Source organism: Pseudomonas sp. 3MA1 (assembly GCF_029237275.1).
In the GTDB taxonomy this organism is placed as follows: domain Bacteria; phylum Pseudomonadota; class Gammaproteobacteria; order Pseudomonadales; family Pseudomonadaceae; genus Aquipseudomonas; species Aquipseudomonas fluorescens_AP.
On the sequence record NZ_JAACFX010000017.1, the window covers coordinates 29,040 to 45,801 of the forward strand.

Annotated in this window: 18 protein-coding genes and 1 tRNA gene; 13 read left to right on the top strand and 6 right to left on the bottom strand. The window is 60.5% G+C overall.

Features of this window, described 5'->3' with window-relative positions; genetic code table 11:
- Nucleotides 1-89: 89 nt before the first annotated feature.
- A tRNA-Val gene (locus GWQ44_RS29125) sits at nt 90-166 on the top strand.
- Nucleotides 167-763: 597 nt separating this feature from the next.
- Here the strand turns inward: GWQ44_RS29125 and prfH are convergent.
- Entirely contained in the window at nt 764-1,381 is a 618-nt protein-coding gene (prfH, locus tag GWQ44_RS29130) for a peptide chain release factor H (RefSeq protein WP_047303189.1), read from the bottom strand.
- The gene (locus GWQ44_RS29135; protein WP_275928916.1) at nt 1,381-2,514 is read right to left on the bottom strand and encodes an RNA ligase RtcB family protein; all 1,134 of its coding nucleotides are present in this window, start codon (nt 2,512-2,514) and stop codon (nt 1,381-1,383) included. The genes prfH and GWQ44_RS29135 overlap by 1 nt, the downstream gene beginning before the upstream one ends.
- A 399-nt stretch (nt 2,515-2,913) precedes the next feature.
- Between GWQ44_RS29135 and GWQ44_RS29140 the strand changes: the two genes are divergently transcribed.
- From GWQ44_RS29140 to GWQ44_RS29155, 4 genes are all read left to right on the top strand, one after another.
- A complete protein-coding gene (locus GWQ44_RS29140) occupies nt 2,914-3,264 on the top strand; it encodes a hypothetical protein (protein WP_047303127.1) in 351 nt (116 codons plus the stop codon).
- A 325-nt stretch (nt 3,265-3,589) separates the two neighbouring features.
- Nucleotides 3,590-4,219: a lytic polysaccharide monooxygenase auxiliary activity family 9 protein gene (locus GWQ44_RS29145; RefSeq protein ID WP_047303128.1), complete on the top strand. Its 630-nt coding sequence runs from the start codon at nt 3,590-3,592 to the stop codon at nt 4,217-4,219.
- Nucleotides 4,220-4,264: 45 nt separating this feature from the next.
- Nucleotides 4,265-5,731, top strand: a complete 1,467-nt coding sequence (locus GWQ44_RS29150; protein WP_275928917.1) for a glycosyl hydrolase family 18 protein — start codon at nt 4,265-4,267, stop codon at nt 5,729-5,731.
- 261 nt (nt 5,732-5,992) lie between these two features.
- Nucleotides 5,993-6,433, top strand: coding sequence for a VOC family protein (locus tag GWQ44_RS29155; RefSeq protein ID WP_275928918.1), 441 nt, complete (start codon nt 5,993-5,995; stop codon nt 6,431-6,433).
- Nucleotides 6,434-6,672: 239 nt separating this feature from the next.
- On the opposite strand, the gene csrA is transcribed toward GWQ44_RS29155, so the two are convergent.
- Nucleotides 6,673-6,867 (bottom strand): carbon storage regulator CsrA, encoded by a 195-nt coding sequence (csrA, locus tag GWQ44_RS29160; protein WP_007920550.1) that lies wholly within the window; start codon nt 6,865-6,867, stop codon nt 6,673-6,675.
- 264 nt (nt 6,868-7,131) lie between these two features.
- Here csrA and GWQ44_RS29165 point away from each other — a divergent pair, with 264 nt between their 5' ends.
- Nucleotides 7,132-7,488 (top strand): SPOR domain-containing protein, encoded by a 357-nt coding sequence (locus tag GWQ44_RS29165; RefSeq protein ID WP_275928958.1) that lies wholly within the window; start codon nt 7,132-7,134, stop codon nt 7,486-7,488.
- 51 nt (nt 7,489-7,539) lie between these two features.
- Here the strand turns inward: GWQ44_RS29165 and GWQ44_RS29170 are convergent, their stop codons facing one another.
- The 3 genes from GWQ44_RS29170 to GWQ44_RS29180 form a co-directional block, all read right to left on the bottom strand.
- Nucleotides 7,540-8,229, bottom strand: a complete 690-nt coding sequence (locus tag GWQ44_RS29170) for an endonuclease I family protein (protein ID WP_016963688.1) — start codon at nt 8,227-8,229, stop codon at nt 7,540-7,542.
- A gap of 4 nt (nt 8,230-8,233) precedes the next feature.
- Complete coding sequence (locus GWQ44_RS29175) at nt 8,234-8,503, bottom strand: DUF1654 domain-containing protein (protein WP_020372522.1); 270 nt, start codon at nt 8,501-8,503, stop codon at nt 8,234-8,236.
- Nucleotides 8,504-8,696: 193 nt separating this feature from the next.
- Nucleotides 8,697-9,785 (bottom strand): asparaginase, encoded by a 1,089-nt coding sequence (locus GWQ44_RS29180; protein WP_047303134.1) that lies wholly within the window; start codon nt 9,783-9,785, stop codon nt 8,697-8,699.
- Nucleotides 9,786-10,123: 338 nt separating this feature from the next.
- Between GWQ44_RS29180 and GWQ44_RS29185 the strand changes: the two genes are divergently transcribed.
- The 7 genes from GWQ44_RS29185 (at nt 10,124) to rbsD (ending at nt 16,756) form a co-directional block, all read left to right on the top strand.
- Entirely contained in the window at nt 10,124-10,573 is a 450-nt protein-coding gene (locus GWQ44_RS29185) for a hypothetical protein (protein WP_199011590.1), read from the top strand.
- A 272-nt stretch (nt 10,574-10,845) separates the two neighbouring features.
- Nucleotides 10,846-11,802 carry a sugar ABC transporter substrate-binding protein gene (locus GWQ44_RS29190; RefSeq protein ID WP_275928919.1) on the top strand — a complete coding sequence of 319 codons (957 nt, stop codon included), beginning with the start codon at nt 10,846-10,848 and terminating at the stop codon, nt 11,800-11,802.
- Nucleotides 11,803-11,859: 57 nt separating this feature from the next.
- On the top strand, nt 11,860-13,413 hold the full coding sequence (locus GWQ44_RS29195; RefSeq protein ID WP_275928920.1) for a sugar ABC transporter ATP-binding protein: 1,554 nt from the start codon (nt 11,860-11,862) through the stop codon (nt 13,411-13,413).
- Nucleotides 13,410-14,387: an ABC transporter permease gene (locus GWQ44_RS29200; RefSeq protein WP_199011587.1), complete on the top strand. Its 978-nt coding sequence runs from the start codon at nt 13,410-13,412 to the stop codon at nt 14,385-14,387. The genes GWQ44_RS29195 and GWQ44_RS29200 overlap by 4 nt, the downstream gene beginning before the upstream one ends.
- Nucleotides 14,388-14,390: 3 nt before the next feature.
- The gene (locus GWQ44_RS29205; protein WP_047303139.1) at nt 14,391-15,413 is read left to right on the top strand and encodes a LacI family DNA-binding transcriptional regulator; all 1,023 of its coding nucleotides are present in this window, start codon (nt 14,391-14,393) and stop codon (nt 15,411-15,413) included.
- A 24-nt stretch (nt 15,414-15,437) separates the two neighbouring features.
- Entirely contained in the window at nt 15,438-16,355 is a 918-nt protein-coding gene (rbsK, locus tag GWQ44_RS29210; RefSeq protein ID WP_275928921.1) for a ribokinase, read from the top strand.
- Nucleotides 16,352-16,756: a D-ribose pyranase gene (gene rbsD / locus GWQ44_RS29215; protein WP_275928922.1), complete on the top strand. Its 405-nt coding sequence runs from the start codon at nt 16,352-16,354 to the stop codon at nt 16,754-16,756. Before rbsK ends, rbsD begins: the two co-directional genes overlap by 4 nt.
- The last annotated feature ends 6 nt before the right edge of the window (nt 16,757-16,762 follow it).

Genomic DNA, 16,762 nt, shown 5'->3' on the forward strand with positions numbered 1-16,762 from the left:
CGAAATTAAAAAATTCGCATATTCATAGGCTTAGCTGCAAAAAAGGTGTTGACACCCCTTTGGAATTCCGTAGAATGCCGCCTCACAGCAGGCACGTAGCTCAGTTGGTTAGAGCACCACCTTGACATGGTGGGGGTCGTTGGTTCGAGTCCAATCGCGCCTACCAAACAAAATCCGCTCTGCTGGGCGGTCTGAAAGGGGTTCACCGAGAGGTGAGCCCCTTTTTTGTTTTGCGCGTTTTCATAACGTTGCAAAACCCGTTCAGGGCCTCGGTGCACTCTTTGTCATCCTCTATGTCGTTGCTGATCATGAAGGCTGCTTGAGTGTGCAGCTTGGGTTGTGGAAGAAGCGTCTGGGCGTTCGGCAGAACACCTGCCAATCCTCAAGTGGCGGCTCGGCATTGTCGCTGGCTGCTCGTCGCAGCAGTTCCGCCTGTGCATTCCGAGAGGCCTTCCATACTGCGCCCGTCTTGGCGTTTGTGGATTTTCCTGCGGATTGATCCACTCGTTTCTACGCCGTTGATTATCGGCCACTCTATGCCTCGCTCTTAAAGCGATGGAGCTTGGGTTGTCGATACTCCCGTCGATCCTTGCCTTTAAAGATTCTGCTGCTTGTCGTTCGCGCTGTTGTGAGCGCCCGTCCTTGGGCGCGTCGGTTGCTGGGCAGGTTGAAGATCTTTTACGTGTGCTCTGGTCTTTTCAAGGCTGTGCTCCTCGCTTCCTGGGCGGGGAGTCGTGAAGTGCGACTCCCCGGAGAAGGATGATCAGCTCTGCGCGATGAACCCCTCGCCGTTGAAGCTGCGCACCGGGTTGCCGCGCTCCACGCTGTGGTGGGCGTCGCGGCGTTGCAGGCGCAGCGCCTCTGCAGATTGCTGTTGCCGATCTGCCAGGCGCTGCTGGATCAGCAGGCGCGCAACGCGCTTGTTGTCGTGCTGGCTGCGTTCTGACTGCACTTTCACGCTGATGCCACTGGCCAGGTGCGTGGCGCGCACCGCGGAGTCCGTGGTGTTCACGTGTTGCCCGCCCGGGCCTGATGCGCGCATCGCTTCGAAGCGGATCGCGCCGTCCATGCTGTCCTCTGGGGCCTTGAACAGTTGACCGGCGAAATACCAGTTCTTGCGTTTGTATCCGGGGCGATAGGGGCTCTTGCAGGTCCAGAGCAGGGTGCCGGTCCAGCGTTCGGCCAGTCTCGCAGCCTGTTCGCCATCAAGGCTGACCAATACCGATCTGTGGGTACCCCGGCCCTGGCCGGCTACCTGCTCGACGAGGCTGGCACGCACGCTGTGTGCCTCGGCTTCTCGATACAGGAGTTGCAGGGCCTTGGTCACCGCCAGTTCGCACTCGGCGGGTCCCTGGGCGGAAGACAGTTGTAACAGCAGCATCAGCAGCACCCCCGGCGTTTGTAGGTCAGTACCGGCTTGAGCCGCGCGATGATCTGCACCAGGCCGGCATCCCTCAGGCTGCCGACCACGCTGTCGATGCTCTTGTAGGCTTCGGGCGCTTCCTCGTACATCAATCCGCGGTCTTCGCAGATCACCCGGCTGCCCAGTTGAGTGCGCTTGAGCTGGTCGAAGCTGAAGCGCGCCGCCAGCCTGCCTTTGCAATCGCTGCGTAGCCATTTGCGCCCGGCGCCGTGGGCCAGGGAGTAGAGGCTGGCAGTTGCCGGTATGGGGTGTACCAGATAGCTGTAGTCGCCCCGGGAGCCCGGGATGACCACCGGACCCTGGTCCGACGGTGTAGCGCCCTTGCGATGCAGCCAGCCCGTAATACCGTCGATATTCGCTGGTGATACCAGGTTGTGGTTGATGTCCAGAATCGAGCGTCCCTTGGCCCGCAGGTTGTGCAGCAGGCGTTCGGCGATCAATCGTCGGTTGGCCTCGGCGAAACGCAGGGCCGCGTCGTGCTCTTGCAAGTACTGAGCGCCGGCGGCGCTGGCCATGGCCAGGCCGTTGTGCCCGTGCTGGTCCACATGACGCCGCAGGATGGCTTCTCCCAGGCCCCGGGAGCCGCTGTGCACCAGCAGCAATAAGGCTTTGGGATTCAGCTCCAGGGCTTGTAAGGCGTTGGCGTCGTACACCTGATCAAGCTGTTGCAGCTCGGCAAAGTGATTGCCGCCACCGATGGTGCCCAGTGAGTGTTCATGGCCGTTGATGGGCAGTCCCAGCTGCGCTCGCTCTTCATCCCACTGTTCATCCAGAGGGAGATCGATGTTGCCGATTTTCTTCTCCAGCTTGTCGAGGTTGAGGCGGCTGCTGGAAAGATCGGTTTGCCACAGCGTCATGCCGCAGCCGATGTCGTTGCCCACCAGGGCCGGGTAGGCCATTTCGGTGGAAAAGAATGCTGCTCCCACCGGGTAGCCTCGGCCTGGGTGCAGGTCCGGCATGCCGACCACCTGGCGCATGCCGGGCAGTTGAGCGGTGGTTTGCAGTTGCTGGAGCGCTTTATCTTCGATCCAGGTGGTGTCTGAGGCGATCAGCGAGACGCCGTTCGACAAATGACGGATGCAAGTGTCCATGTCCAATTCCTGATTGGAAAAAAATAGTCAGGTAGTGGCAGGACGAAGCGGGATTAAGCGAAGGCGCTAACGGGTAGCGGATACAGCGTTTAAACCAGGCACGTCCTGCAAGGGGTGATCAGCTGTTGCATGGTGGATCTCCTTGGCAAAAGTGTGGGAAGGGGCGCGAAGGTTAAACCTTCAACTGAGTCATGACAATGGGGAGTCCTGAATAAACAGCGCCTGCCCTTCTAGCCAAGGCCCGTAAAACCATGGCCTTGGAGCGCAAGGTGGCTGCTACGGGCCCTGGCTGAGGGCTGTCAGAATGGCGGTTGCCTTGCAGGAGGTTTTTTCTTCCGGTGGACGCCTTTTTTCTGCCGCCTGAGCGATACTCTCGCGTTTTATGGACGAGGTGGCAGCATGCGGGTGTTGATGGCGGTGATGGTTGCGGTTTTGTTGGCCGGTTGTGCGGGTTCCACCATGGACGACGCTCGGGCCAGAACGCCCAACAAGACCCTGAGCTCGGCCAAGGCCGATCAACTGGTGGCGCAGTGCGTACAGTTCGCCTGGCAGGATGAAGCGGTTTTCGGTGTTGACGCTGCGGCATATCTGCAGCCAGGCAAGGGCGGTGGCTATACGGTGTATACCCGCTCCGCCGAATCCTTCGTGGACATCAAGGTCGAGGCTTCCGGGACCACCATTCACTACTACGCGGTCGAGGACAATGCTGTCTCCAAGCGTCGCCTGGCGGCGTTGGCGACCTGCCTATAAGCAATGGATGGCTTCAAGCGTTTTTCAGGAAAAACCCGGCTATGGCCGGGTTTTTTTCTGCCGGGCGTTTTTTCGGTGTTAGTTGGGCTGCTGGGCTTTTTCATAAAGTGAAAGAACAAGTTTTGCTGTAGCAAAGCGTGTAATACATTGACTCTTCAAGTTGTCAGTTCAAATCGGGAAGTCCAGGGTTTAATGGGGTTGGCGCCAACTTTTGCAAACTGTCCCGGGTGGTTAGTTTGTGGGCGTATGAAAAAATCGATAAAAGTGCGCTAAGTTAAAGGTGCTCAACGAGGAGCGAACTTAATTAGTCAATGGAGTGAATGATATGAATAAGCCACAAGCTCAACTTAAACATGGTCGCATTGTGTCGCCTTCCAGCCGCGGTTCGGTTGCGGTGGAACTGGGTCTGCTGGGGACCTGGCAGGTGAATGAGATGGAAGGCGGGAAAAACTTCCCGTCCCTGGTCGCAGGTCCCTTCCCGAAACCCTACGACAGCGATGTGGCAAGCGTCGTACCACCCGCAGACGGTCATATTCTGAGCGGCGGCAAGGTTGATGAGCGCGACTGCATCAACTTCACCAACGAGGAGATGTCGAAGAAACTCAACCGTGCTTTCAACTGGCCGCAGCTCAGTGTCGATCCGGGTCAGGTGTTTCGCGTGCAGTGGGAATACACCGCGCCTCACGTCACCCGTGGTTACAGCTGGTTCATCACCAAAGATGGCTGGGACCCGAAGCAGCGTATCAGCCGCGCTCAACTCGAGCCCCAGGCTTTTTATCAGGACTTTTATACTGAAGTTCCTTTCGACAAGTTTGGATCGGTGCTCAAAGCCAAGACCCACCATGAAGTAGTACTGCCGAAAAACAAGAAAGGCCATCATGTTGTGGTGCTGGTGTGGATCGTTGCCAATACGGGCAACGGGTTCTATCAGGCGTTCGATCTGGACTTCAAGTAAGTTACAGGCTTACAGCATTATTTATCCGTTCTGAAGGATTAGAGCATGAATAAAATCGACTTTACCTCGATCAAGAGTCAGCCCGCGGATGCCGCATCTCTGATGCCGAGCATTGCCGGCAAGAAGATCCTCATGGGTTTCTGGCACAACTGGGCCGCCGGCCCTGCCGATGGTTATCAACGGGGGCAGTTCGCCAATCTCAATCTCCTGGATGTGCCCAAGGAATATAACGTGGTGGCGGTGGCCTTCATGAAGGGGCACGGCATTCCGACGTTCAAGCCTTATAACCTGTCGGATGAAGAGTTCCGGCGTCAGGTCGGCGTGCTCAACAGCCAGGGGCGGGCAGTGCTGATCTCCCTGGGCGGCGCCGATGCGCATATCGAATTGCACAAGGGCAACGAGCAGCCATTGGCCAGCGAGATCATTCGCCTGGTCGAGACTTATGGTTTCGATGGCCTGGATATCGATCTGGAGCAGAGCGCCATCGACTTTGCCGACAACAAGAGCGTGTTGCCGGCCGCGCTGAAGCTGGTGAAGGATCATTACGCCGGCCAGGGCAAGCACTTCATCATCAGCATGGCGCCCGAGTTTCCGTACCTGAGCCGCGATGGCAAGTACGTGGCGTACCTGCAGGCCCTGGAGGGCTACTACGACTTTATCGCGCCGCAGTATTACAACCAGGGCGGTGATGGGCTCTGGGTGCCAGAGGCAAATGGCGGGCACGGGGCGTGGATTGCCCAGAACAACGACGCCATGAAGGAGGACTTTCTGTTCTACCTGACCGACAGCCTGGCCTCGGGTACGCGTGGCTACACTCGGATTGCCGCGGACAAGCTGGTGATCGGTTTGCCGAGCAACGTCGATGCGGCAGCCACCGGTTATGTCATCGAACCTGCGGCGTTGAACAACGCGTTCAAACGCCTGCAGGAGAGTGGCCACGCCATCAAGGGCTTGATGACCTGGTCGGTGAATTGGGATGCCGGAGTCAATCGGCACGGCGTGCATTACGACTGGGAGTTCCGCAACCGTTATGCGCCGTTGATCCATGGCGACGGCGGCGAGCCGCAGAGGCCTGGGGCGCCGGGCAATCTGCTGGTGCAGGGGACCACTCGCAACAGTGTCAGTTTGAGTTGGGGCACATCCGGCGGCCTGCGCCCGGTGGAGTTCTACACCCTGTACCGCGATGGCAATGCGGTGGGCAAGACGGCGACTGCGGCCTTTGAGGACAAGGGCCTGAATGCGGATACCCAGTACGCCTACTTTGTCACGGCCACTGACACTCAGGGCCGGGAATCCTTGCCCAGTCGCAGCCTCAGTGTCAGGACCGCAGGAGGGGCGGTCGATCCGAGCTTTCCCGAGTGGCGCACCAGTCAGCGCTACATGAGGGAGGAGGGTGTGACTTATGAAGGCAATCGCTATCTCTGCCTTCAGGAGCACACCTCCAACCCGGGTTGGACGCCTTCCGTGGCGTTCACGCTGTGGAGCAAGGTGCTGCTGGAGCGTCATGCCTGAGGTCTAGAGGTCAGTGCCCGAGGGCATGAACGGGCGGCCCGCGCGGATGTTGTCGATCCGAATGCGGGCCGCTTTTTGCGTTTTTCCGCCTCAATGTGGATTGCTTTGTTTGTTGGTAACGCGCCTGCGCGGACGCTGATGCGGGTCAGCGCCGCCCGCGTGAGCCCTGGTTCAGTTGTAATCGTTGGTAAGCGATGCTGCTTTCGGGCTTGGCTTAGTAGTAGGCTCGCGGCTCAATTGCATGAGCAAGGAAAGCCCTCGATGTTTCAAATGAATAATCTGGTTCCGGAACTGCTGGTCACCCATCTGCAGCGCAGCCTGTCTTTTTATCGCGATACCCTGGGTTTCAAGGTGGAGTATCGGCGTCCCGAGCACTTCTTTGCCTTTCTTTCATTCAACGGCGGGCAATTGATGCTGGAACAGGATGATCAGCAGGAGTCGGAGTGGCGGGTAGGTCCCTTGCAGGCCCCCTTTGGCCGCGGCATGAACCTGTCCATCGAGTGCCCGGATATTCGCCAATTGGCGGCGGCGCTGAAGCAGGCCGGTATCGCCTTGCGCAGGGACATTCAGGAATGCTGGTATCGCCATGATGAGTCGCTGCATGGCGAGTTGAACCTGCTGGTGCAGGATCCTGATGGCTACCTGCTGCGGTTTACCCAGGACTTGGGGTTCAAGCCGGTGGAACCGTCAGCAGGCGTCTGACCGCCGTGCCCGGGCGCGACGCCGGCATTGCTGCGGCGCCGCATGCCGGGAGGCAGCGGTAGGATGGGTTGCCAGAAAGGGGCGTTAGTCAGTGGTTGGCGAAAGTCCGGTGCGCGGGAATCTGCTGTGGCCGCTATCCGCTGAGGACAGGCGGGGATTCTGTGGGAGAAGCTCGGGATGAACAAGGCACGCGCCGCACCAGCCTTGGGTTGCAGGCGAGGAGCGGGTGCTCATTGAGTTCAAGGGGTTTCGCGCTTGTCCGGGGCGGTGAGTCCGGCCTGGATGCGTTGATAGATTTCTTCACGGTGTACCGCGACATCTTTGGGCGCGTTGATTCCGATGCGGACCTGTTGGCCGCTGACGCCGAGGATGGTGATCGTAATGTCGTCACCGATGTTTATGCTTTCACCGACTTTGCGGGTGAGTATCAGCATGATCTTCTCCTTGATAGCTTTGTAGGGCACCAGATTCAAACAGTGCAGAGGTCGGTCTTAGGTATAGATTAGTGCGAAGTTCCACTGAGTGGGTGCCTCTTTCTGACGCGCAGACGATCTATTAATTCCCAAGGCGCAACTATACATAGGCAATAAATATCATTCTTCCTGTTTCGGCCTGATTTTGTGACGAGGTCTCTCGTGGCTGGAGTGCTAAAATCGCCGCCTCAGACTTTCTAGGGGTGGGTTGTGCGCACAGTAGCGATGATGATGGCGGTGTTGGCATTGGCCGGATGCGGCGAAGGCAAGCGGGTCGAAGCGAACAAGACTGCGGCAGCGGCCACGCAGGTCCAGGCGGTTCAGGCCTCCAGCGCGCCACAGTGGGATGTGCTGGTGGGCAGTGAGTTGCCTCAGGCGGTCAGCGATCTGACCGGCTGGCTGATCGAGCACGGGATCATTTCCAATGTGGTGACCGTGGAGGGCAAGCGCCTGGTGGTGGTCGGTCCGTTTGCGTCCCAGGCCGAAGCCGAGGCCAAGAAGAATGAAGTGATCGAAAAGCTGGTCAAGGCCAAGAAGCGCGATATCGACGTCGCGGTCATCGAGCATCAGACCGCGCAATAAACCTGTTGGCACAGGATCCAGGATCGCCCGCCTTCAGCGGGCGATCTGCTTTCAGCCACAGGCCTTGAGGTTGACCGCGCCGACGAATTCATTGCCGCGCCCCATCACGCAGGCCACGCTCTGATTGCGCTGGCGTTCCCAGTCTTGCACCGGGTAGGTCTTGTTCCAGGCTTCAAACAGTTGGCGATCCTGTTTCGACAGGCGCAGGCCGTACTGCTTGCTCATGTAGAAGTAGGTGCGGGCGATCATGCCGCGAATCGACGGTCGTGGCATGACCTTCTTGGCCTTGAAGTCGACCTGGGTCAGGCATGAACCGTACTGGCCCGATTGCTCCGGCAGCCAGCCGAAACTGAAGTTGCTGCGGTCGCCATTCACTTCGCCAATGCTCGGTACCAGGTTGTGCAGGTCGGCTTCGGCGCGCTGATAGACCGCATCGGTGCGGGTGCAGTTCTTGCGTCCGCCTTGCTGCCAGCATTGACGCTGATGGCCGATCTGCCAGGCCGGGACTATGTGTTCCCACTCGATGCGTTCGGCGCGCTTGGCGTTCTTGCGTGGCACATAGCCGCAGGCCGCCAGGTTCACCCGATTGCCGGTGTACTTGCAGCCGCAATAGAACTCGGTGGATTGGGGGGCATAGAGCTTCCAGGCTACCTTCTTGGCTTCGCTGAAGGTGCGGGGCGCGTCGGCTTGGGCGGTACAGGCGAGAAACAGCAACAGCAGGGCAAAACAACGAACACTCATTGACTCAGTCTTCCTTCGGCACAACCCAGAAAATCTGCACGCCGCCATCGTCGCGATAGGCGAGGGTGACGTTGTCGTTTTCGGCGATTTCTTCCAGCAGGCGCTCCCACTCGTCCTGAGGTTCGTCGGCGAGGCGGAAGATCAGCGCGGCCTTGGCTTTCTGTGCGGTGGGGGAGTTGATGATTTTCTGGATGCGTACACCCAGGCGTTCGTAGGAGCTGAGGGGTGTTTGAGCGTTGGCCACGGAACATTCCTTAATAAGCTGTACGTGCATACAGTATTTAACTGTAAGACATTTCGCAACTGCTTAAAATTCAAGAAGTTCCTCTGACAACGCTTTATGCATTTGTCTCACGAGGTGAGCAGATATTTTTGCTGGGGGGAGGGGAGGTGGTATCGGCGCCACTCGCCCGGGCGGGCGAGTGGTTGCAAGCCCGCTCGACCGGGGCCGGTCGAGCGGGGTTCTGTCAGTATTCCCAGAACATGCGTTGCAGTTCCTTGCTGTCCTGAGTCTTGGTCAGGGCGACCATGGCCAGGATGCGGGCTTTCTGCGGGTTCAGGTCATGAGCCACGACCCAGTCGTACTTGTCGTCGGGCTGTTCGGCGTTGCGCAGAACGAAACCACCGGCATTGACGTGGGAAGAACGAATGATCTGCACGCCGTTCTTGCGCAGTTCCTGCAGGGCCGGAACCACACGGGAAGACACCGAACCGTTACCGGTGCCGGCGTGGATGATGGCTTTGGCGCCGCCCTGGGCCAGGGCTTTGTAGGCGGTGTCGCTGACGTTGCCGTAGCCGTAGGCGATTTCTACGTCAGGCAGGCTCTTGATGTTCTTGATGTCGAATTCCGAATCCATGGTGTGGCGCTTGGCCGGCAGGCGGAACCAGTAGGATTTGCCTTCCACCACCATGCCCAGCGGGCCCCATGGGCTCTTGAAGGCTTCGGTCTTGATGTTGATCATTTTGCTGACATCGCGACCGGACTGGATTTCGTCGTTCATGGTCACCAGTACGCCTTTGCCGCGGGCGTTCTTGCTGCCGGCGACGGCGACGGCGTTGTACAGGTTGAGCATGCCGTCGGCCGACATGGCGGTGCCTGGGCGCATGGAGCCGACCACTACGATTGGCTTGTCAGTCTTTTCCACCAGGTTGAGGAAGTAGGCGGTTTCTTCCAGGGTGTCGGTGCCGTGGGTGATGACGATGCCATCAACGTCCTTGCTGTCGGCCAGTTCGGCAACGCGGCGACCCAGTTGCAGCAGGTTTTCGTTGGTGATGCTTTCCGAGGCGATCTGCATGACCTGTTCGCCACGCACATTGGCCAGCTGGTTCAGCTCCGGGATGCCGGCGATCAGTTGTTCGATGCCGACCTTGGCCGCCTGATAGGTGGCGCTGTTGGCCGCGCTGGCGCCGGCACCGGCGATAGTGCCGCCGGTGGCGAGGACCACGACGTTGGCGAGTTTCTGCTGGGTTTCAGCTTCTTTGGCCTGCAGGGCGGCAGGCAGAAGCAGGAGGAGGGCCAAAGCGCCCGGGGCGAAGGATTTGAAGGCAGATTTCATTATTTTCTCTCTAGTAGTGAGACGGTGCTGATGCAGGTTCATCTAGAAACACCTCGGCGGCAGATCTGTTTGCGCCGGGGCAGCGAGGGTTGAGCAGGATCTGTACCAGCGCTACCTTGATCGGATAAGTATTTTAAGTTACTGATTTATATCAATTTTATTTCTGTTCATGAGCGTGGTGAGTCAGGTGGCGTCCGGGTTTCCGAACATTTGCGCAGAGCTGTGTTCGGCAATCCGAAAATGCTCGTCGCCAGTCCTGAAGCGACTTCTTGCGCATTCATTAAAGAATGTTCTGCGGCGGTCGATGATCCTTCTAGGATTTTTCACCAGGAGTTCCCATGTCACTTTCAGTCGGATTTCCAGGGGCAGGAGCCATTCTGATCAATGGCAAGTCGCCCGCAACCATCGATGCATTGAGCAACGCCACCGCCGAGCAGGCGTCTAGCGCGCTGGGCACCGACGAGTCAGGCACTTTGCGGGTCGGTTCCAGCAAGCAGGCCGAACAGTCTGAAAGCGAAGGCTCAAGCGAAGACAACCACAGCATCGTGGTCAAGATGCTGCTCAAGCGCATGCAGGAGCTGCAGCAGCAACTTCGCGAGCTGCAACAGCAACTGGCTGCCGCCCAGGCCGCCAACTACCCATCCCCCGAGGCCAAGCAGACCGCAGTCATGGCCATTCAAGGGCAGGTCGCCGATACCAACGGCGCGCTGGCGGAAGTCTCGGGCAACCTGGTCCGGGAGTTGGCCAAGGAGTCTTCCTCCGGTGGCCTGGTGAACACCACCGCCTGAATCGTCAGCCTGCCCGGGAGCATTTTCCGGGCAGGTTTTTCTCCACGTGGCCGGTTGCGGATGGCTGCCCACGCTCTCTGATTGCACTTTGAACAGCGTTGACAAACTCTGGCGAGGTTCGCATAGTTCGTTTTACGCAAACGTTTGCGCGAGGCTCGGGAAACGATGATCGTCTATCTTTCCGAGGCACGGCCCCGGCCGGTGTCACTGGAAACCTGGCGGCCCCGCGGTGCGAACGCTGCTCACAATAATCATAAGATCGGAGTGAACCCATGAAGCTGCCCTTTGCTGGACGTCTACTCGCTGTCGCCGTTCTGGCCGCTGCATCCGCTGCCCTTCCTCTCTCTTCGGCTCTGGCCGACACCCCGCAGAAACCCAAGGTCGCCCTGGTCATGAAATCCCTGGCCAACGAGTTCTTCCTGACCATGGAGGACGGGGCCAAGGCCTATCAGAAAGAGCACTCCGGCGATTTCGACCTGGTGTCCAACGGCATCAAGGACGAAACCGATACCGCCAACCAGATCCGCATCGTCGAGCAGATGATCGTCTCCAAGGTCAACGCCCTGGTGATTGCCCCTGCCGACTCCAAGGCCATGGTGCCGGTGATCAAGAAAGCGGTGGATGCCGGAATCACGGTGATCAACATCGATAACCAGCTCGATCCCGCTGTGTTGAAGAGCAAGAACATCAGCGTGCCTTTCGTCGGGCCCGACAACCGCAAGGGCGCACGCCTGGTGGGCGAGTACCTGGCCAAGCAACTCAAGGCCGGGGATGAAGTCGGGATCATCGAAGGGGTTTCCACCACCACCAACGCGCAACAGCGCACCGCCGGCTTCAAGGACGCAATGGAGGCCGCGCAGATCAAGGTGGTGTCGCTGCAATCGGGCGACTGGGAGATCGACGCCGGTAACCGCGTCGCCTCGGCCATGCTCAGCGAGTACCCGAACCTCAAGGCATTGCTGGCCGGCAACGACAGCATGGCGGTAGGGGCGGTGTCCGCTGTCCGTGCCGCCGGCAAGGCGGGCAAGGTCCAGGTGGTGGGCTACGACAACATCAACGCCATCAAGCCAATGCTCAAGGATGGCCGGGTCCTGGCCACTGCCGATCAGTTCGCCGCCAAGCAGGCGGTGTTCGGTATCGAGACGGCGCTGAAGATCCTCAAGGGCGAGAAGGTCGACAGCGGTGCCAATGGCGTGATCGAAACTCCGGTTGAGCTGGTCACCAAGTAGTCGTTGCGACGGCACAACGGCGCTCACCCGCCAGGGTGAGCGCATGGAGAGTTTCCTATGTCTGTTTCCGCTGCGAACGCTGTCCTTTCGGTCAGTGGTATCGGCAAGACCTATGCACAACCGGTATTGACCGGCATCGACCTGACGCTGCTGCGCGGGGAGGTGCTGGCCCTGACCGGAGAAAACGGCGCCGGCAAGAGCACCCTGTCGAAGATCATCGGCGGTCTGGTCAGCCCCACCACCGGGCACATGCAGTTCAACGGGCAGGACTACCGCCCCGCTAGCCGCACCCAGGCCGAGGACCTGGGGATCCGCATGGTCATGCAGGAGCTCAACCTGCTGCCGACCCTGTCGGTGGCCGAAAACCTGTTTCTCGACAACCTGCCCAGCAACGGTGGCTGGATTAGCCGCAAGCAGCTGCGCAAGGCGGCGATCGAGGCCATGGCCCAGGTCGGCCTGGACGCCATCGATCCCGACACCCTGGTGGGTGAGTTGGGCATCGGTCACCAGCAAATGGTGGAGATTGCGCGCAACCTGATCGGCGATTGCCATGTGCTGATTCTTGATGAGCCCACGGCCATGCTCACCGCTCGCGAAGTGGAGATGCTGTTCGAGCAGATCACCCGCCTGCAGGCTCGGGGCGTATCCATCATCTACATCTCCCATCGCCTGGAAGAGCTGGCCCGGGTCGCCCAGCGCATTGCCGTATTGCGTGACGGTTGTCTGGTTTGTGTCGAGCCCATGGCCAACTACAACAGCGAGCAGCTGGTGAACCTGATGGTGGGGCGCGAGCTGGGCGAGCTTATCGATCTGGGCGAACGCAAGATCGGCGCTCCGGCGCTGACCGTGAGCAACCTTTGCCGTTCGGACAAGGTCCGCGATGTGTCGTTTGCGGTGCGCAGTGGCGAGATCTTCGGGATTTCCGGGCTGATCGGGGCAGGGCGTACCGAGCTGCTGCGGCTGATCTTCGGCGCCGACCTTGCCGACAGCGGCAGCATTGCCCTGGGTACGCCGGCGCGGCCAGTGAGCATTCGCTCGCCGGTGGATGCGGTGGCCAACGGCATTGCCCTGATCACCGAGGATCGCAAGGGCGAAGGCCTGCTGCTGACCCAGTCGATCAGCGCCAACATCGCCCTGGGCAACATGCCGGCGATTTCCCGCCGCGGCCTGGTCAATGGCCAGGGCGAGGAGCAACTGGCTCAACGGCAGATCGACGCCATGCGCATCCGCAGTTCCAGCCCGGCGCAATGGGTCAGTGAATTGTCCGGTGGCAACCAGCAGAAGGTGGTGATCGGCCGCTGGCTGGAGCGCGACTGTTCGGTGCTGCTGTTCGATGAGCCGACTCGCGGCATCGATGTCGGGGCCAAGTTCGATATCTACGCGCTGCTGGGCCAGTTGACCCGCCAGGGCAAGGCGCTGGTGGTGGTGTCCAGCGACTTGCGCGAGTTGATGCTGATCTGCGACCGCATCGGCGTGCTGTCTGCCGGGCGCCTGATCGACACCTTCGAGCGCGACAGCTGGACCCAGGACGAATTGCTTGCCGCCGCTTTTGCCGGCTATCAGAAACCAGATGCGCTGCTCGATGAAGCGGCGCCCAGGAACGCACCATGAATACTGCACCTGCAAGCGGCAAGCGAGGCGGCCATTACTACGGCCTCGGCACTTACCTGGGGCTGGCGGGGGCCTTGTTGGGGATGATCGTTCTGTTCTCCCTGCTCAGCAGCCACTTCCTTTCCTATGACACGTTCAGCACCCTGGCCAACCAGATACCCGACCTGATGGTGCTGGCGGTGGGCATGACCTTTGTGCTGATCATCGGCGGCATCGATTTGTCCGTCGGCTCGGTGCTGGCCCTGGCCGCCTCGACGGTCAGTGTGGCGATCCTCGGCTGGGGCTGGAGCGTGCTGCCTGCGGCGTTGCTGGGCATGGCGTGTGCGGCGCTGGCGGGAACCATCACCGGCTCGATCACCGTGGCCTGGCGCATTCCGTCGTTCATCGTTTCCCTGGGTGTGCTGGAAATGGCCCGGGGCGTGGCTTACCAGATGACCGGCTCGCGCACCGCCTACATCGGTGACGCCTTTGCCTGGCTGTCGAATCCGATAGCCTTCGGCATTTCGCCGTCGTTTATCATTGCCCTGCTGATTATCTTTCTGGCCCAGGCGGTGCTGACGCGCACCGTGTTCGGCCGCTACCTGATCGGCATCGGTACCAACGAAGAGGCAGTGCGGCTGGCGGGGATCAACCCCAAGCCCTACAAGATCCTGGTGTTCAGCCTGATGGGATTGTTGGCGGGCATCGCGGCACTGTTTCAGATTTCTCGCCTGGAAGCGGCGGATCCGAATGCGGGCTCCGGTCTGGAGTTGCAGGTCATCGCCGCGGTGGTGATTGGCGGCACCAGCCTGATGGGCGGACGCGGCTCGGTGATCAGCACCTTCTTCGGCGTCTTGATTATCTCCGTGCTGGCTGCGGGCCTGGCGCAAATCGGCGCATCCGAACCGACCAAGCGCATCATCACCGGTGCGGTCATCGTGATTGCCGTGGTGCTGGACACCTATCGCAGCCAGCGCGCCAATCGGCGGGTTTGATTCATGGCAACAATCAAGGATGTGGCGGCGCTGGCGGGGATTTCCTACACCACGGTGTCCCATGTACTGAACAAGACGCGCCCGGTCAGTGAGGAGGTGCGGGTCAAAGTCGAGGCGGCGATCAAGCACCTGGACTACGTGCCCAGTGCGGTGGCCCGCTCCCTCAAGGCCAAGACCACGGCGACCATCGGCCTGTTGGTGCCCAACAGCCTCAACCCGTACTTCGCCGAGCTGGCGCGCGGGATCGAGGACTACTGCGAGCGCAACGGTTACTGCGTGATTCTCTGCAACTCCGACGACAACCCGGAGAAGCAGCGCAACTACTTGCGGGTGTTGCTGGAAAAACGCATCGACGGCTTGATCGTGACCTCCGCTGGAGGCGACAGCGGCCTGGCCCAGGGCCTGGCCGGGGTGCGCACACCGATGGTGATCGTCGACCGCGGGCTGGATGGAGTGGATGCCGATCTGGTGCGCATCGACCACCAATACGGTGCCTACCTGGCGACCCGGCACCTGCTGGAGCTGGGGCATCGTGACATAGCCTGCATTGGTGGTCCGGCCCAGACCAGCGTGGCGCAGTTGCGTCTGGCGGGCTTTCATCAGGCGTTGCGCGAAGCGGGGGTTGCAGTGCCGGCTTCGCGCCTTCTGGAAAGTGATTTCAGCAGCACCGGGGGGTATCTGGCGGCGGCGCAGTTGCTCGATGGCCCGAACCGGCCCAGCGCGATCTTCGCCGGCAATGACATGATGGGCATCGGCGTGCTGCGGGCGGCCGCGGAGCGCAATATCCGCGTGCCCGGCCAGCTCTCGGTGATTGGCTTCGACGACATTCTCATGAGTCGTTATGTGTACCCGGCGCTGACCACGGTCGGCCAGTCGATCCTGCAGTTGGGCGAGACTGCGGCAGAGTTGCTGCTGCGTCGGATCGCCTCGCGGGAGTTGCCGGTCGACCAGCGCATCGTGACGCCGAATATTGTCTTGCGGGAATCGACGGCGCCGCTGGGCGGCGCCTTTGCCGAATACCGCTGAACCCAAATGATTGAGTATCGATGTATGCCAGCAAAAGTAGTGGTAGTGGGAAGCCTCAATATGGACCTGGTCACCCGGGCCGAGCGCCTGCCCCGTGGGGGCGAGACGCTGATTGGCAAGTCCTTCGCCACGGTGTCCGGTGGCAAGGGAGCCAATCAGGCGGTGGCTGCGGCCCGGCTCGGGGCGCAGGTGTCGATGGTTGGCTGTGTCGGCGATGACGCCTATGGCGAGCAATTGCGTGGCGCCTTGCTCGCCGAGCAGATCGATTGCCAGGCCGTCAGCGTGGTCGAGGGCTCCAGCGGCGTGGCCCTGATCGTAGTGGATGACAGCAGCCAGAACGCCATTGTCATTGTCGCTGGCGGCAATGGTCTGCTCAGTCCCGAGAAGGTCGCAGGATTCGATCGGGTGCTGCAGGAGGCCGAGGTGATCATCTGTCAGTTGGAAGTGCCCATGGCGACGGTGGGCTACACCCTCAAGCGCGGGCGCGAGCTGGGCAAGACAGTGATTCTCAATCCGGCGCCGGCCAGCGCGCCGCTTCCGGGCCAGTGGTATGGCTCGATCGATTACCTGATTCCCAATGAAAGCGAGGCTTCGGCGCTCAGTGGCGTGACCGTGGACTCCCTGGAGAGCGCCGAGGCGGCGGCCGGGCGCTTGATCGCCGCCGGCGCCGGCAAAGTCATCATTACCTTGGGCGCGCAAGGCTTGCTGTTTGCCGATGGCCGCAGCTGCGAGTATTTCCCGGCACCCAAGGTCAAGGCCGTCGACACCACGGCGGCGGGGGACACCTTTGTCGGTGGTTTTGCCGCGGCGCTGGCTGCCGGCAAGAGCGAGGTCGAAGCGATCCGCTTTGGTCAGTCCGCCGCGGCGTTGTCGGTGACCCGGGCTGGCGCACAACCTTCCATTCCCACGCTGTCCGACGTTCAGGCGTTTGTTCCCTCATGAAAAAGACCCCCTTGCTCAACATTGCCCTGTCACGCTTGATCGCCTCCCTGGGGCACGGCGACATCGTGGTCATCGGTGATGCCGGTTTGCCGGTGCCTGCGGGCGTCGAGTTGATCGACCTGGCCCTGACCCACGGTGTTCCCGATTTTCTCGGCACGTTGAAGGTGCTGCTCAGTGAGATGCAGGTGGAGAGCCATGTGCTGGCCGAGGAGATTCTGCTCAAGCGGCCGCAGCCTCTGTCGGGGCTCGATGAGCTGAGCCTCAGTTGCCAGCTGGGGGTGCGCAAACTGCTCAGTCACGAGGATTTCAAGGTGCTCTGTCGACAGGCCCGGGCGGTGGTCCGCACCGGAGAGTGCCAGCCCTATTGCAACATCGCCCTGGTTGCCGGGGTGACCTTCTAGGCCTTT

Coding starts and splice junctions, on each gene's coding strand:
- rbsD (WP_275928922.1), top strand. CDS start 16,352: ATGAAAAAGACCCCCTTGCTCAACATTGCCCTGTCACGCTTGATCGCC.
- GWQ44_RS29165 (WP_275928958.1), top strand. CDS start 7,132: ATGATGATGGCGGTGTTGGCATTGGCCGGATGCGGCGAAGGCAAGCGG.
- GWQ44_RS29135 (WP_275928916.1), bottom strand. CDS start 2,514: ATGGACACTTGCATCCGTCATTTGTCGAACGGCGTCTCGCTGATCGCC.
- GWQ44_RS29205 (WP_047303139.1), top strand. CDS start 14,391: ATGGCAACAATCAAGGATGTGGCGGCGCTGGCGGGGATTTCCTACACC.
- GWQ44_RS29200 (WP_199011587.1), top strand. CDS start 13,410: ATGAATACTGCACCTGCAAGCGGCAAGCGAGGCGGCCATTACTACGGC.
- GWQ44_RS29185 (WP_199011590.1), top strand. CDS start 10,124: ATGTCACTTTCAGTCGGATTTCCAGGGGCAGGAGCCATTCTGATCAAT.
- GWQ44_RS29180 (WP_047303134.1), bottom strand. CDS start 9,785: ATGAAATCTGCCTTCAAATCCTTCGCCCCGGGCGCTTTGGCCCTCCTC.
- GWQ44_RS29190 (WP_275928919.1), top strand. CDS start 10,846: ATGAAGCTGCCCTTTGCTGGACGTCTACTCGCTGTCGCCGTTCTGGCC.
- rbsK (WP_275928921.1), top strand. CDS start 15,438: ATGCCAGCAAAAGTAGTGGTAGTGGGAAGCCTCAATATGGACCTGGTC.
- GWQ44_RS29155 (WP_275928918.1), top strand. CDS start 5,993: ATGTTTCAAATGAATAATCTGGTTCCGGAACTGCTGGTCACCCATCTG.
- GWQ44_RS29170 (WP_016963688.1), bottom strand. CDS start 8,229: ATGAGTGTTCGTTGTTTTGCCCTGCTGTTGCTGTTTCTCGCCTGTACC.
- csrA (WP_007920550.1), bottom strand. CDS start 6,867: ATGCTGATACTCACCCGCAAAGTCGGTGAAAGCATAAACATCGGTGAC.
- GWQ44_RS29150 (WP_275928917.1), top strand. CDS start 4,265: ATGAATAAAATCGACTTTACCTCGATCAAGAGTCAGCCCGCGGATGCC.
- GWQ44_RS29145 (WP_047303128.1), top strand. CDS start 3,590: ATGAATAAGCCACAAGCTCAACTTAAACATGGTCGCATTGTGTCGCCT.
- GWQ44_RS29140 (WP_047303127.1), top strand. CDS start 2,914: ATGCGGGTGTTGATGGCGGTGATGGTTGCGGTTTTGTTGGCCGGTTGT.
- GWQ44_RS29195 (WP_275928920.1), top strand. CDS start 11,860: ATGTCTGTTTCCGCTGCGAACGCTGTCCTTTCGGTCAGTGGTATCGGC.
- prfH (WP_047303189.1), bottom strand. CDS start 1,381: ATGCTGCTGTTACAACTGTCTTCCGCCCAGGGACCCGCCGAGTGCGAA.
- GWQ44_RS29175 (WP_020372522.1), bottom strand. CDS start 8,503: ATGCACGTACAGCTTATTAAGGAATGTTCCGTGGCCAACGCTCAAACA.